This is a genomic window from Bradyrhizobium australiense (assembly GCF_013114825.1).
Taxonomy (GTDB): domain Bacteria; phylum Pseudomonadota; class Alphaproteobacteria; order Rhizobiales; family Xanthobacteraceae; genus Bradyrhizobium; species Bradyrhizobium australiense.
This window is the reverse complement of record NZ_JAAVLX010000004.1, coordinates 605,615-618,074: the sequence shown is the minus strand read 5'-3', so window position 1 is coordinate 618,074 and position 12,460 is coordinate 605,615. Positions and strand designations below refer to the sequence as shown.

The 12,460-nt window shown below is 55.3% G+C and carries 15 protein-coding genes; 9 read left to right on the top strand and 6 right to left on the bottom strand.

Annotated elements, in window-relative coordinates; all coding sequences use genetic code 11:
- Window positions 1-40 precede the first annotated feature (40 nt).
- Window positions 41-1,078 carry a S1 family peptidase gene (locus HCN58_RS15085; RefSeq protein WP_171580142.1) on the bottom strand — a complete coding sequence of 346 codons (1,038 nt, stop codon included), beginning with the start codon at window positions 1,076-1,078 and terminating at the stop codon, window positions 41-43.
- A gap of 919 nt (window positions 1,079-1,997) precedes the next feature.
- Here HCN58_RS15085 and HCN58_RS15080 point away from each other — a divergent pair.
- On the top strand, window positions 1,998-2,618 hold the full coding sequence (locus HCN58_RS15080) for a recombinase family protein (protein WP_171580141.1): 621 nt from the start codon (window positions 1,998-2,000) through the stop codon (window positions 2,616-2,618).
- Window positions 2,619-2,904: 286 nt separating this feature from the next.
- Window positions 2,905-3,633, top strand: a complete 729-nt coding sequence (locus tag HCN58_RS15075) for an RNase H family protein (RefSeq protein WP_235983659.1) — start codon at window positions 2,905-2,907, stop codon at window positions 3,631-3,633.
- A 320-nt stretch (window positions 3,634-3,953) separates the two neighbouring features.
- Here the strand turns inward: HCN58_RS15075 and HCN58_RS15070 are convergent, their stop codons facing one another.
- A complete protein-coding gene (locus HCN58_RS15070; RefSeq protein WP_171580139.1) occupies window positions 3,954-4,196 on the bottom strand; it encodes a hypothetical protein in 243 nt (80 codons plus the stop codon).
- Window positions 4,197-4,348: 152 nt separating this feature from the next.
- On the opposite strand from HCN58_RS15070, the gene HCN58_RS15065 reads away from it, so the two are divergent.
- The 6 genes from HCN58_RS15065 to HCN58_RS15040 all read left to right on the top strand — a co-directional run bounded on the left by HCN58_RS15065 (window position 4,349) and on the right by HCN58_RS15040 (window position 7,503).
- Window positions 4,349-4,558 (top strand): hypothetical protein, encoded by a 210-nt coding sequence (locus HCN58_RS15065; protein ID WP_210265995.1) that lies wholly within the window; start codon window positions 4,349-4,351, stop codon window positions 4,556-4,558.
- A 149-nt stretch (window positions 4,559-4,707) separates the two neighbouring features.
- Window positions 4,708-4,989 carry a hypothetical protein gene (locus HCN58_RS15060; protein WP_171580137.1) on the top strand — a complete coding sequence of 94 codons (282 nt, stop codon included), beginning with the start codon at window positions 4,708-4,710 and terminating at the stop codon, window positions 4,987-4,989.
- 50 nt (window positions 4,990-5,039) lie between these two features.
- Window positions 5,040-5,657 carry a hypothetical protein gene (locus HCN58_RS15055; protein WP_171580136.1) on the top strand — a complete coding sequence of 206 codons (618 nt, stop codon included), beginning with the start codon at window positions 5,040-5,042 and terminating at the stop codon, window positions 5,655-5,657.
- A 76-nt stretch (window positions 5,658-5,733) separates the two neighbouring features.
- A complete protein-coding gene (locus tag HCN58_RS15050) occupies window positions 5,734-6,660 on the top strand; it encodes a hypothetical protein (RefSeq protein ID WP_171580135.1) in 927 nt (308 codons plus the stop codon).
- A 37-nt stretch (window positions 6,661-6,697) separates the two neighbouring features.
- Window positions 6,698-6,997, top strand: a complete 300-nt coding sequence (locus tag HCN58_RS15045; protein ID WP_171580134.1) for a hypothetical protein — start codon at window positions 6,698-6,700, stop codon at window positions 6,995-6,997.
- A 77-nt stretch (window positions 6,998-7,074) separates the two neighbouring features.
- The gene (locus HCN58_RS15040; protein ID WP_171580133.1) at window positions 7,075-7,503 is read left to right on the top strand and encodes a hypothetical protein; all 429 of its coding nucleotides are present in this window, start codon (window positions 7,075-7,077) and stop codon (window positions 7,501-7,503) included.
- A 379-nt stretch (window positions 7,504-7,882) separates the two neighbouring features.
- Here the strand turns inward: HCN58_RS15040 and HCN58_RS15035 are convergent, their stop codons facing one another.
- A complete protein-coding gene (locus HCN58_RS15035; protein WP_171580132.1) occupies window positions 7,883-8,119 on the bottom strand; it encodes a helix-turn-helix domain-containing protein in 237 nt (78 codons plus the stop codon).
- A gap of 209 nt (window positions 8,120-8,328) precedes the next feature.
- On the opposite strand from HCN58_RS15035, the gene HCN58_RS15030 reads away from it, so the two are divergent.
- Window positions 8,329-8,655, top strand: coding sequence for a hypothetical protein (locus HCN58_RS15030; RefSeq protein WP_171580131.1), 327 nt, complete (start codon window positions 8,329-8,331; stop codon window positions 8,653-8,655).
- A gap of 179 nt (window positions 8,656-8,834) precedes the next feature.
- On the opposite strand, the gene HCN58_RS15025 is transcribed toward HCN58_RS15030, so the two are convergent.
- The 3 genes from HCN58_RS15025 to HCN58_RS15015 all read right to left on the bottom strand — a co-directional run bounded on the left by HCN58_RS15025 (window position 8,835) and on the right by HCN58_RS15015 (window position 12,385).
- Window positions 8,835-10,166, bottom strand: a complete 1,332-nt coding sequence (locus HCN58_RS15025; RefSeq protein ID WP_171580130.1) for a M23 family metallopeptidase — start codon at window positions 10,164-10,166, stop codon at window positions 8,835-8,837.
- 674 nt (window positions 10,167-10,840) lie between these two features.
- Complete coding sequence (locus HCN58_RS15020) at window positions 10,841-11,113, bottom strand: DNA -binding domain-containing protein (protein ID WP_171580129.1); 273 nt, start codon at window positions 11,111-11,113, stop codon at window positions 10,841-10,843.
- Between the two features lie 144 nt (window positions 11,114-11,257).
- Window positions 11,258-12,385, bottom strand: coding sequence for an IS630 family transposase (locus HCN58_RS15015; protein ID WP_171580128.1), 1,128 nt, complete (start codon window positions 12,383-12,385; stop codon window positions 11,258-11,260).
- Between the last annotated feature and the right edge of the window lie 75 nt (window positions 12,386-12,460).

Sequence of the window (12,460 nt, the reverse complement as noted above, 5' to 3'; positions counted from 1 at the left end):
AGGCCGAAGGAAGCCGAACCGCGTCCCGGGCGACGCCGAGTCAATGATGACCTTGCTCGTGCTGAGGCAGCGAAAGGAGGAATTCTTGAATATCAGCAGCAGGTATCGCGGCGTTGGCTTTACTGGTACCACCATCGTATTGTCCTTCCAGAGCTTGAACGACTATGCCTATGCACAATCCAGATTCGTCTAAGACAGGGCCGCCACTATTGCCCGGGGCGACCGTATTCGAGATGAGCAAATACTTCTGTTTGTCCAAATATGAAGAGACTATGGCGTTGAGTTCGCCGTTGTGCGCTAGCAAGTAGGCTCGATCTGTTTGAGAGATCGTTGGATATCCGAGCGATATTGTTCGCGAGAGGACAGATGCTTGCCCCATCGCGTGAATTGGAACAGCACGCCCGGTTACGCGAACAGGCATTGCCGCGAGATCGCGCGTAGAATGACAAATCCAGTTGGATTGCCTCGCTTCGTAGGTAACACCGTCGGTATCGCCGAATTTGACGAAATCAATCCCGTCGGCGGGGTCGACGTTGTGTTTGGCGGTCACAATAATGCCTTCGCCCAGGAAGGGTGCGATGCGCCCACCTCGTACCGTAAGAAAGCCTGTCCCAATGCGCTCGTGACCATTCTTGCGAACGATTATCGCCGGGATGCTGCGCGAATATTTTTCAACAACATGCGAACGCCCGAGTAGGACATTATCTATGAGGTCGAGGCCTCCAAAGAGAGCTATCGCAGCCCTTGACCATTGGAAGCGATGCTCTTGATTGAATCCAAAATCACTGTCGATAACGAGTGACCATTCTATCAACCGCCGCAAGAGCTCGTTCGCGCTGCGAATGTTTGTTCCTTTGGCATCCCCTGCAGAATGAAGAAGCTGAATGAAGTCCATTCGTGAAAAATGGCCGTGCAGTAGGAGCACCTTGCGTCGCTCGTATTCAGGGGTCATGGAAAACGTCTTTGTTACCAGACTTTGGTAGTCGGTCTCGGACGCTGCGATCTGTAGCAGCTTGACTAAGTGCCCGTACTCAACGGGCGGATCGGGCGCAAATTGCTCAGAAAGTCGTTTTAGCATGCGGGTTTCCAATGTTGGCAGGCGGGAGGTCCGCGCGGTCAGACTGGATGAAGGCATCGTTGGTAGTATCGGCGTGTTTCTACTACCATGAAGCATCAGCTGGTTCCTATTCAAGGGGTAAATCGGGGTGCAAGGATCTACACCGCGTGGCTGGGTCGGACTCCGGACGGAAACGAAAAGGGGTCCCAAATCTAAAGGGTCACCTGGTAGCGGCGGCATGATCGTGTCCCCCGTGCCCGTCCGCTAGAATTCGCCTCTTCTGAGGTGCCGCGGTGGCTGCACACTCCCTGCGGCTGGGCTCCTGATCCCTTCAACATGAGAGGCTCCGGTGAGTCGTTTTGACTCATGGCCAGTCGCCAAACGTTCGTTTGGTGATCCATCGCACCGGCCAGCATTGTTGAGCGTCCGTGATCGGCTCAGGCAGCGGCCGCTTGCCGAAGAAGTCGGCCAAGATTGCAGGGATATTTTTAGGGGTCACACACGAGAAGGGTAGGGCGTGGAGGCTTGCCGCGCGTTTTCCCCCGTATGCCATATCGGAATCATCCGCCCTCAATGCAGGAAACCACCAGGACCAACCCTTTGGGATTCCGGTGAGCCGGCTTCCGCGTTGCCTCAGCGTGCCAGCCTATCTCAGCACTGGCGGGCCGCTTTACGCGGCAACCGGGATCAGGGCTGCGAATGGAATCGAGGGGGCCTCGGGCTCGGCCAGCACTGGTCACGGTGTTTGCGGCTCAATCCCGACTTGCGGTAAGGATGTCGCCGGCTGAGTGTTCCGAAATCCCTCACATCATCACCATTGCTAGGTCATTGATTTCGTTTACTCGGGGTGAGTCGATTTGACTCGTCCAAAAGCAGTGCATTTCGGAACACGTTGAATCAGAATCGTCTCCATCGCCGTCCTCACTGGAGATGACTTTCCATGCCGACCACCGCCAAGCGAGTTGCCCTGTACATCCGCGTCAGCACCACCGAGCAGACCACTGACAACCAGCGTCGCGAGCTTGATGCCGTTGCCCAACGCCATGGATGGGAGGTGGCCGCTGTCTTTGAGGATGCGGGCATCTCGGGTGCCAAAGGTCGTGACCGCAGGCCCGGGCTTGATGCCCTCATGAAAGCGGTAGCCCGGCGTGAGGTGGACATGGTGGCTGCATGGTCAGTGGACAGGCTGGGAAGGTCACTGACGGACCTCTTGGATGTCTTGAGGGACCTCCATGCCAAGGGTGTTGACCTCTTCTTACACCAACAAGGGCTCGACACTTCTACACCCTCTGGGCGCGCCATGTATCAGATGCTTGGTGTATTCGCTGAGTTTGAACGCGCCATGATCCGCGAAAGGGTAATGGCTGGACTCGCGAGGGCCAAGGCTGAGGGGATCAAACTAGGACGTAGGACACTGGAGGACGCCGACGCTAAGAAGGTCCGCGTAATCCGCGCTATGTTGAGCGAGGGCACGGGCGTGAGACGAATTGCACGGGACCTCAGCGTGGGCGTTGGGACTGTGCTTCGCATTCGTGAGGCAGCACGTAGTGACGTGGCGTGAGGTGACTTGAGGCGGCGCGGGGTGAGTGATGCGGCGCCCGGCAGGATGGTTCATCGAAGGGCAAGCGCCCGTGGGGAATGCTGGCTTGCAGGCTAGAGCCAACGAGCTACGTCCAGTTGAGATGAAGCATCAGGGCGGTGGCGATGTGATGCAATTACTTGCGCCAAGTGGGTCATGGTCAGCATGAAGCGCGGACAACTGGCCAAATGCCAGAACGAATTGCCGGCTACCCCAACGATCTGCACTGTCATTCGCGTCCTAGGATCGATCCCTCACTCTGGTGAGCATGTCTGTTTGTGGGCGATTGCCCAGGGTCACCTATTTCCCACGCATTGAGCGATTTCCTGATGTGGCAATACCGCAACACGACGCACTTCTAGACCGGGCGCTTCTTGAAATCGAACGCGCGGCATGCAGCCTATTCAGTCAAAGCGTTTTGTCTAATAACGAGGAGACTTCGGTGAAAAGAGTTGGGTCAGAGATTGAGTTGGAGAAAGGGAAACTTCATATCGCGACCATTGCCGGTACTGATCAAAGAACGGTTCTACCGCGCACCAACGTCCCGGCCGGTTATGGCTGGATCATTCAGTGGGGGCGGGGCGGCGAGATCACCAGGCAAGGCTCAGGGCCGGTGGACTCGAAAAAAAGCGATCACAACGAGGCGCTGGTACATGCCGTCCGTGATCTCTGCTCGAAATTGCCGAAGCCAAGTACGATTTTGCTTCAAACAACGAGCATGTACATAGTCGATGCACTTAGAAAGGATCTATGGAATTGGAAAAGCGAGGGATGGAAGAATAGCTCCAAGAGGACTCCGGCCTACGTCGATGTCTGGATGGAGATAGCCGAGTCGATTGAAGTCAAAGATTTGAAGCTCGTCCCCGTGCATTTCACGACGGAAGAAGCGGAGTCGATGGCCGAATTCCAAGTCGCACGCCAGCTTGCAGAAACGGCGCGTGATCAACAGGGCCGAAATATTGGTGCCCCCCTTGCGGGATTTGGTCCAACATTGTGATGCCTACGCGGTCAGTAAGATCAAGGCCGAGCGAAGATCAGCGATGCGTTATTCCAGGTTGCCGTCAGCGAACCATGAGGTCCGCGGCACAAGGTTTTGCATCGTTTCACTGCAAGCGTCATGTCGAGCATCGGGCTCGGCACGGAAGTCATTGGCATGGCAGCTATCGAGGCGCGGAGCTGAAGCCATATCTTGCTGCAGCGACTTCGTACGTCAAACCCCGCCTAGAAACAGACCCGCAGATCAAGGATGCTGTTGCTCGGCTTGCGCTGCTCCTGGAGCAATCGCCATACGAGATCGCCACGCGACTCCGCGGACTGTCAGCGAAGACACGCGCCGCCATCGCGTTCGGACGTCTGCGCAAGAAAGCCATAAAGCCGGAGCGGCTTCTTGCCATCCACCTCGCCATCACCGTCCTTATCGAGGAAGACCCCGGCTCCCATCGCGTGAAGGAGTTTCGTCTGGTCCAAGTCGCAAAGGCTGCCCATCGGCTTGCTAGCGGCTATCATCGCGTTTGGCCCCAGCAGGATAAGAATGGCCGGGCATTCAGAATCGAGCTGCACACCTATGCCAGGAGCACGGGAAGGGTGTTGAGGCTGATCGGGCAGGCCATCGAGGAGCGGTGCGAATGGGCTACGGAGAAACATCTCGACGGCGTGTTGGCGCTTAAGGTCAAGCGGTACGGCGGGCATCCGTCGCTGTCAAAAGGAAGGTGATGACCATGACCAGTAGAGGCAAGCTGGAATACGAAGGGACTGAAACTGATCTTTTCCTCAAATTTAATGGTGTAGTGATCGCGAAGCGTGGTCAGCCGGGCAGTCAGCAGGCGGGAAAATGGATTGTGCTGGAGCCCGGCTACGAAGTGATTGATGGTGGCGACGGGAACAGCATTCTAATCCGGCAGCAGGGTGCCAGGGTACACTAAGCCGTCGTACGCGTCCAACGTACGAGCTGAATAGCCTGGGTCAACGCTCCCAACTTTCGCGAAAAGGTCGCTTACAGCAGAGATCGGGTGACGGGGATCACATCCGTCAATGTTGGTGATTTATCCCGCTCACTTCGCGCACGATAGCCATGTTAAAGCCGGTCACCTTGGAAAATCGTTGGCGTGCCTCGGATGATCGCCTGCGAGAGATCATTGACGCTTTAGCTGCGGAGCTTCGTGCGCTTGAGCAATCCCGTAAGCAGCGTGTCCGTGCTCGCAAAGCCGCGGACGCTCGGAAGTTCGAACTGGCCATCGAGGTCATCCTCTGCAACTTCGTGGCAATCTCGTTCGTCGATCGCGACAGATGGTTGATGGTGCGGCTAGCCAATCATGCCTCATCCGTGTCGCCTATCTACGGCAACCTCGCATGATATGCTATTCTATCATCAGTGATATTCGTTATAAGATGTAGGAGGTTTATATGAGCACCGATTTGAACGAGGCTATCAAGCTCGCACACGCAGCGCTTTCGCGCAGATACGGCAAGTTGGAGATCATTTCATCCAAGGGAGTTCCTCGAGGCCAGCGCGTTCGGTTCGTTTACGAAGGCAAACCGGTCCGCTGCGTTATCAAATACAGCTCAGCCAAATCCGAGGGTCGTATTTCGTTTGCCTATTCTCCATCCAATGACACGTTTAGTGGGCTGTCCGACAGTGATGTGGTTGCTGTTGTGGGCCCGAGCAGCTCTGACGGCCAGGACCTTTTGCTCAGTTTTTATAAGCAACCTTCCATTTTGAAAGCATTCAAAGCCAACCGCGAAGCACTCAAGCAATCGGGAAACTCTGAGGGTGGACAGAGTTGGCTCACTCCATTCCATGTAGAAGGTCGTGGGTTCAGAGGCACAGGTGACGGTTTTCTAAAGGAGGCACTCTGGACCGAAATCTTGGACCCAACCACGGCACAATTCGAAAATGCGAGCGCGCAGCTCGCCCCTCCCACTCCCGGCCAACTAGTCCTTACCATCAAGGAAGCCAAAGAAGCATTGGCCCGAAAATACGATGTGTCGCCGGACGCGATTGACATCACAATCCGCGGCTAAAAAAAGCGTTCGCCAGTGCATCTTCTCAATGAATTAGCCCTGTCGGGGTGAAGAATCGAAATAATGGAGCAAGTTGATGTTGAAAGCTCTCAAAGATTTCGTTTGGACATCAGAAAAGCTCTCCACGAAAAGCATCCAAGACTTAGAACTTATTCGCAAGCGGGCACTTGAAAAAAGTAAGGATGAACTCGTTGCGCTCTGCGACGCGGAAATCGCGCGGCAGAAACCACCTAAGAAAATTTCCTCAGCGTCTGATAATCGTGGCCGACCAATCAAGGGCATTCACCTTGTATGTCAATCCGCGGGCGGCGTTGTTCGAAACTCCGACGGTACTTTTTGGAGTGGCACTTGGGTAGTGGCGAAAGAGCACGCCGAGGCAGGTGTGGTAAACGGCATCTATGTCGCACTGCATGAGAAACACTCAGAGCCTTCCTACCTTCAAGGCCTTGTTAAGGCTTGGGAGCCCGCCGTCCGAGAGGCCATCGACCCCGATGAAGAGATACAAACAGAGTGGGGCATTAGGTTTCTATTAGAGCCAATCTTAACGCCATTACCCTGGCGCGGAGATGGCGTTATCGAAAGAAGCTATTGGTATGGGGACGATGAGCGAGGACACTTTAGCGTCGGAGAGGCGATAACCGGCCCTGAACTCTTCGCCAAAATTCAAGAGCTGGCTCCGAACTCCGCAGATGGCTTTGTTTCTTATGGCGATGTCTGGACTTCTCTCAGACCAGAAATTCCATGGGGGTTAATAGCCAAGAACGAGATGGGACATGCGATGGGCAGGTTAACTGATTACTGCGCTGTAAACAATTTCCCCATCATGTCTGTGCTTCTTGTCAATGCGAAGGATAGAGCGATCACCGATAAGGCGGCAGAAAATATTTTTCAGGCCTGCAAAGCCTTAGGGGTAGACGTAGGCTCTGATCCGAAGGAGTTCATCAAAGCTCAAATTGCTAACGCCAGATCATTTCTTGATCGCTTGCCTAAAGTGGCGGCTTAATGCTCGGATTGGGCGGCTCATCGGGAGGAGGTTGGCTTTGCGTACTCTGACGATCTTGCTCTTCGCCACGTTCGTTCATCTTTTCGCGCAGGAAAGCCACGGACAAGATCGCGTAGTGGCGGAATGCTGGGCAAGATGGGTCGAGTTTCGAATGAAGGAAGTGCCGAAGGGCTCTGACCTTGTAAGCCCGGCGACCGGCAGAGAGATGTCCCAGACCGACGGCGCTAAGCGAACGCGCGATCTGAAGTATCAGGCAAAACGAGATGAATTGGAGCTTCGGGGGAAGGATGATCCAATGTGGAAGACCTTCCTTGCCGGATGCGCAAAGGCTAAATAGTGGATTCTAGAGGGGCAGTTTCGGTCCCGCGGATCGCGGACGTCGATTACCAGCAGCTTTATCCGAGGCTAGCCTACGTGATCGCGCGAGCCGAACTGCCAACGAATGACATATACGACGTACTCGGAGACGGGGCATGCCGCGATGGTTGGAAAGTCCTGATCAATGCATTGCTGTTCGCAGACGGCAGTCTGGGCAACTGGCCTGAGGAAACGCGCGGGAGCTTTCCGGAGGGCATAAAGCTGCGCGAGGCGGTCCGGATGATCGAGGCCAAGCACGCGCCGATCGCGCACCTGTTCGGCACAGGGCTCGGCTACAAGCTGATGCGGCACGAAAGCGATATTCTGATCTCCGTCATCACCAACCTATACAAGACCGGAGTTCCCGCGCTGCCGCTTCACGATGCGGTCTTGGTGCGCCGGTCTGATGTCGAGGCCGCGAAGGTTGCCATGGAATACGAATTGGAGCTCCGGACGGGGCACGGCCGCGGGAGTGTTAAAATTTGATTTTGGGCCCAATTGACGGGCACTTCTTCGCTTACGCCTCTGCTAATGGAGAGTGAGTCTCAGGGGGGAGCCTAAAGCACTGCCGGTGTTGAGGGGCTTCGGTCAAGGTCTGATTGGGGAGGTGGGAACGGTAGTAATCCCCCCATCGTCACCCGGCCTTGTGGGTAATGGAGTAGGATGGTGATCAAGTAGGTCACTCCTTAGACTTAGCCTCGAAGTGACCGGGAAGCAGCTCCTGTCACCGGGCCAACTTCACGTCTCACCATATTGCCGTCTCCACGTCCCACCTTCATGCCCGATGAGGGATTGGTGGTCTAAATCTAACCAAGCGGCAGTGCATGATGGGGGAGGAGACTCAAAGCCTCTACCCAGGGCAGCGTTATGCCTTTCCCTTCTTGCCGGACACTAGCAACCTGTCTGGGGTAGTCTTCAAGGCTTTCGCAATGCGAGCCAAAACGACAATTGTCACGTTTCGCTTCCCGCGCTCCACTTGGGAGATATAGGTCCGATCAACGCCTGCTTCTAACGCCAAGTCCTCCTGGGACAGGCCAGCCGCCTTCCTGGCTCTGCGAACCGTCTCCGCCACCACCCTGATGATGCCAGTCCCATCTTCCATGGTCGGAAGAGGGGCGTGATGGTGACTTTTGGTCTACGGACTTTGAGTCCCATTTTGAGATAGAACGTTGCGGGACTTATAGTCTACATTTGCTTCGCCAACGCTGACGGGGAAAGCAAATGGATAGTTCGAGGAAACCTCAAAGAAGCGCCGGGGAGGAGTGGTGGGACTTGGTCATTCGAGCGGTAGCAGTTTGGGGGACGGCCTTGATGATCGCCGAACTGGCCAACCACGTATTGACTGGATTGCTGCCACACCCCGCGCGGGTGGGTATTTGGCTGATTCTGGTCCTCTTGTTAGTGGGAGGATTCTTCTGGGGCGGCGAAAAGTGGCCGCGCCTCAGAGAGAGCTTCTTTGCCTGGCGATACCCGATAGCAATGCTGCTGGCCGCCTATGTCGGCTACCAGTGGCACGCGCACGACTATGCCCGTTCAGAGGAAGCAAGGCTCAACGAAGCGGCGCGATTGGCCTGCGCAAAGAGCTCATTATGTCGAAAGACGGCCGTAGACTACTTGGCCGGTAAAGAGCTTGACTAGGCCGGGTACACACACAACGTCCGCCTGACAAATGTCCGCTTGCCCCCCAAGAGCGGCGCCAGAACGGACATTCCGTAATCGCCGCTTTGGGCTACAAATGGATCTCCGTAGAGACTAGCCGCATCTCGGTTGAAGCGGTCGAGCTTCGCAAATGATCAGCTTCGCTTGCGACCCGTGACCTAATCCGCCTTGCCAGCTGCCGCTTCAGAAGTTTTGTCATCGACATACATGTTCAGGAAAGGATCGAACCGCCGCCCCTGTCTATCTGTGTAATCCACATGTACATGGTTGGGAACACCTTTGTACTCGTCTGCCTTTGACAGGTCTGCAGCAGTTCCGATTTTGGTTTCTCCGGCTATAACCTTGGCGCCCTTTTTCAACGAAGGATCGAGGTCAACATACAGGATGCGCGACTTCGTGCCGTCGATAGCTTCTATGGTCACCATTGGAAAATTCGTTTCTGTGTGGCCATCAATTCGTGTGACAGTCCCGGTCATCGTTGCGTAAATCTCCGTGCCTGGCTTCACCAAATAGTCCGTAGCAGCATGGAGTCTTCGCGCATTTCCTTTGCCGTATAGGCTGTCCGCATCTTTCGTCAAACCGGATCGTGGAGACGTGAACACGCCGCCTGCGGGATCAGCTGCAGTAGGCACTCGAGGTTTCGCGCTGGGTGATGGATAGGAAAACTGCAGCAGGGCATCAGCCCATTCGTCCGACAACGACTTGAAGGAAACCTTCGGAATTGCGTTCGCCATGCCCTCAGGGCTCGGATAATCTTTCACAGAATAGTACTTTGGATACGTTTTGGTGGGAGCAAGGAGATCTTTGTCTGATCCCTTTGCCGTGTTTTCCGAAGGGCGCGAGGTAGTATCGGTGCTGTTTTGAGGTGGGCCGCCGGATTTCCTATTCTGAGATGGGCCGCCGGATTGGCCGAACTCGTACGCAACTAGCGGAATAGCTACAGCGCCGCCCGACGCACCGACCGTGGCGCCATCGAGTACTATGCCTGCGACAAAAGCGCAGCCGTCGATGCACGCGGCCCAGCCGACAACTACGACGGCGGCTACAACTCCAATCGCTTCCCACGTTTTAGCATCGACTTTATCGATACTTAAAGTGCCGCCCTTACTAAACGGCTTGTCGATGCTGAGAGTGCCCCCCTTATCTAAGGGCTTGTCGATGCTGAGAGTGCCCCCCTTATCTAAGGGCTTGTCGATGCTCAGAGTGCCCCCCGTATCTAAGGGCTTGTCGATGCTCAGAGTGCCCCCCTTATCTAAGGGCTTGTCGATGCTCAGAGTGCCCCCCTTGTCTAAGGGCTTGTCGATGCTCAGAGTGCCCCCCTTATCTAAGGGCTTGTCGATGCTCAGAGCGCCCCCCTTATCGAAGGGCTTGTCGATGCTCAGAGCGCCCCCCCTATCGAACGGTTTATCGAAGAGGCCCCCCGCATAAACCGGGGTGACGGACAGGGCGCCGAGCACAGCCACGCCCACCACAGAGCATTTGCGTGACATCATCATCTCCCCTTCTTGATTTATGTGTCGTGCTATTTCCTTTTATGTGTGCGTCGCTACGCAAGCCGATTGGCAATCACAGAAATTTGTTCCAGAGAAGCTAGCTCACATGCTGCTACGCAAGGCGGCGGGGAACCGGTAAGTTTTTGCCACGGGTGACTACCGCTTTGGGTCCAAAAAGGCGAAGTTTTCGAGGGTATGAGCACACGTCTGCTGCAGCGCCCAGAGCTGACATCTGGTCTTGTGATTGCACCCTTAGAAGCCGGCCATCTGCCGGGCTTTGTGCGTAAAGGTAAGCGGTAGCACCTCGCGCTGTCGCGCCCTCTTGGGCGTTTCTCTCTAGGCCGCTGCCTGGGCTCCATATGACAGCGGCGCGTTCTTAGAGAGAGAAATCACCTGGTGCGGCAGACTCGCACGCGCTTAACAACCCGGCGCCCGTGGTACCCTCGCTTGATCACGGTTCGCGTGGTGCACACTCTGTGCGGACGATAGCGATATTGGACGTTCTCGATTTGGGAGCTCACAGCTGCTCCGAGCGGCTGCTGAGTCCCCCAGCCAATATTTGTAGTCGCTTAAGTGAATCCACCATGAATGACCCCGGGTCCGCCGCTCAGTCAACTTCATCATGCGATTCGGCAGCTCGTAGCGCCGCCTGCCGCAGGGCTTCGCGATGATCAGCCGCCGCGTCGCAAAAGATGGCGATAACCTTGCTCGGTCATCCATCTGGCACGCGAGAGGTGGCTTTCGAACGCTCGCCGCGCCCGATCCGCCTCGGTGTCTGGGTCGATGCGCAACACGATCCGAGAGACATCACGCCAGTCGGCGCCTTGTTGATCAGCATCCAGCACGCGCATGTACGTGATCGTGTGCTTCTCGTCATATTCAGTGAGAGCTGGTCCGGCTGGCGCTACGTCAGCGATATGTGGATCGTGTGGCGGGGTTTTCATAGGCATCTTGCGCGAGGAGAGTGCGGTGAAATTCGACGCTCTGGGTTAAATGTACGGCAATGAAGCCTAATGCCTTGGCTCTAGTACGTCAGTCATCAGAGTTTCGGTCCTAAGCGACCCACGGTGTGGCGTTTTCTAGGAGAGCTATCTATATCTCGGATCCTTGTGGTTACTGCTCTCCGAGAAGGCTATCGTTCCCCGCTCATTGCCCCAAATCTTTTTTCCCGCTCGTTTTGGATGCTCGCGAAAGTACGCATTACGTTCTGAGAAATATCTGTCGATCGCTCGCTTGGCTTCTCCCGCAGATGAATAGTCGCTGTTGTGAAGAATAGCTCGCGCCATTCCGCTGAAGACTGCTTCAACGACATTCAAGAATTGCGCGCCCGCGGGCAACGGTGCAGTTTCGACGCGGGTCGAGCCCGTCACCTCCGCCATGACATTGTTAGATGCGATACGATGCGTGAGCTGTTTGGATATGTGCCACGAAGCCGCATCCCAAGACAGGTACAGCCGCGACAAATGACGATTTTGATCGAGCAGTAAGTCTAGCAGCTTGATTATTTCTGCTGTGTTTTTCTTGTCTGAGTAGAAGTGGGTAACTTGATTAGTGGAGAGTTCTAGGGCGGCGGTGATGATCACAACTCCCTTCGATTTTTGCCACTGAGGCACGGTCGCATTCTCGTTAGGGGCTATGAGCTTGCGTCCACCACGTTTCAAGACCGCGACTGGGCCAAATTCATCAATCGAGAAGAACCCCTCGTCCTCCCTCAAGCCTTGAAGGATGGACTTCACACTATCGAGCTTGGTTCGATATTCGGGGTCTCTGCTTGTTAGGACCTGTTTGGCTTTCATCCATCTATACCCAGCCGCCTTAAAGATGGATTGAATGTCCCGCTTGCTCAGCATGACCCCTGTCGTTTTCAGGGTTTGCTGGAGGTCAGCACGCCTCCATGTTGCTCGATTGAATCCAAAATCGGATGGCGGAGAATGTAATACTTTAAAAAGGGCCTCTTTTGCATGAGATGCTTCAGCTTCTGACTTCTGCCGATTTTTCGGGCCACGTCGTCGCGGGAACAGATCAGTTGCCAGCCCGCTCGCCCGATAGCGGTTATAATACTTTCGGAAGGTCTGCGAGCATGTCCCGTGGTACACATAAAAATCGCGCACACTACGGAATGCTGTGGATCTTCCCCTCTTGACGGCCTCGTACTCTGCAATGAGCGTGCGCCATTGGCGAAGATGATTTCTTTCAACCGTTCGATCGGCTCTCATATGCGCTCCTCATTCAAATCAGAGGAGGAAGCCGAGCCCCGCAGCTTTGCAGATCGTTCGCATAAGACGAGGCTG

Excerpts from the sequence above, each read along its gene's own strand:
- HCN58_RS15015 (WP_171580128.1), bottom strand. The coding sequence starts at position 12,385 with ATGAGAGCCGATCGAACGGTTGAAAGAAATCATCTTCGCCAATGGCGC.
- HCN58_RS15035 (WP_171580132.1), bottom strand. The coding sequence starts at position 8,119 with ATGGAAGATGGGACTGGCATCATCAGGGTGGTGGCGGAGACGGTTCGC.
- HCN58_RS15085 (WP_171580142.1), bottom strand. The coding sequence starts at position 1,078 with ATGCTAAAACGACTTTCTGAGCAATTTGCGCCCGATCCGCCCGTTGAG.
- HCN58_RS15055 (WP_171580136.1), top strand. The coding sequence starts at position 5,040 with ATGAGCACCGATTTGAACGAGGCTATCAAGCTCGCACACGCAGCGCTT.
- HCN58_RS15065 (WP_210265995.1), top strand. The coding sequence starts at position 4,349 with ATGACCATGACCAGTAGAGGCAAGCTGGAATACGAAGGGACTGAAACT.
- HCN58_RS15020 (WP_171580129.1), bottom strand. The coding sequence starts at position 11,113 with ATGAAAACCCCGCCACACGATCCACATATCGCTGACGTAGCGCCAGCC.
- HCN58_RS15030 (WP_171580131.1), top strand. The coding sequence starts at position 8,329 with ATGATCGCCGAACTGGCCAACCACGTATTGACTGGATTGCTGCCACAC.
- HCN58_RS15080 (WP_171580141.1), top strand. The coding sequence starts at position 1,998 with ATGCCGACCACCGCCAAGCGAGTTGCCCTGTACATCCGCGTCAGCACC.
- HCN58_RS15060 (WP_171580137.1), top strand. The coding sequence starts at position 4,708 with ATGTTAAAGCCGGTCACCTTGGAAAATCGTTGGCGTGCCTCGGATGAT.
- HCN58_RS15075 (WP_235983659.1), top strand. The coding sequence starts at position 2,905 with ATGTCTGTTTGTGGGCGATTGCCCAGGGTCACCTATTTCCCACGCATT.
- HCN58_RS15050 (WP_171580135.1), top strand. The coding sequence starts at position 5,734 with ATGTTGAAAGCTCTCAAAGATTTCGTTTGGACATCAGAAAAGCTCTCC.
- HCN58_RS15025 (WP_171580130.1), bottom strand. The coding sequence starts at position 10,166 with ATGTCACGCAAATGCTCTGTGGTGGGCGTGGCTGTGCTCGGCGCCCTG.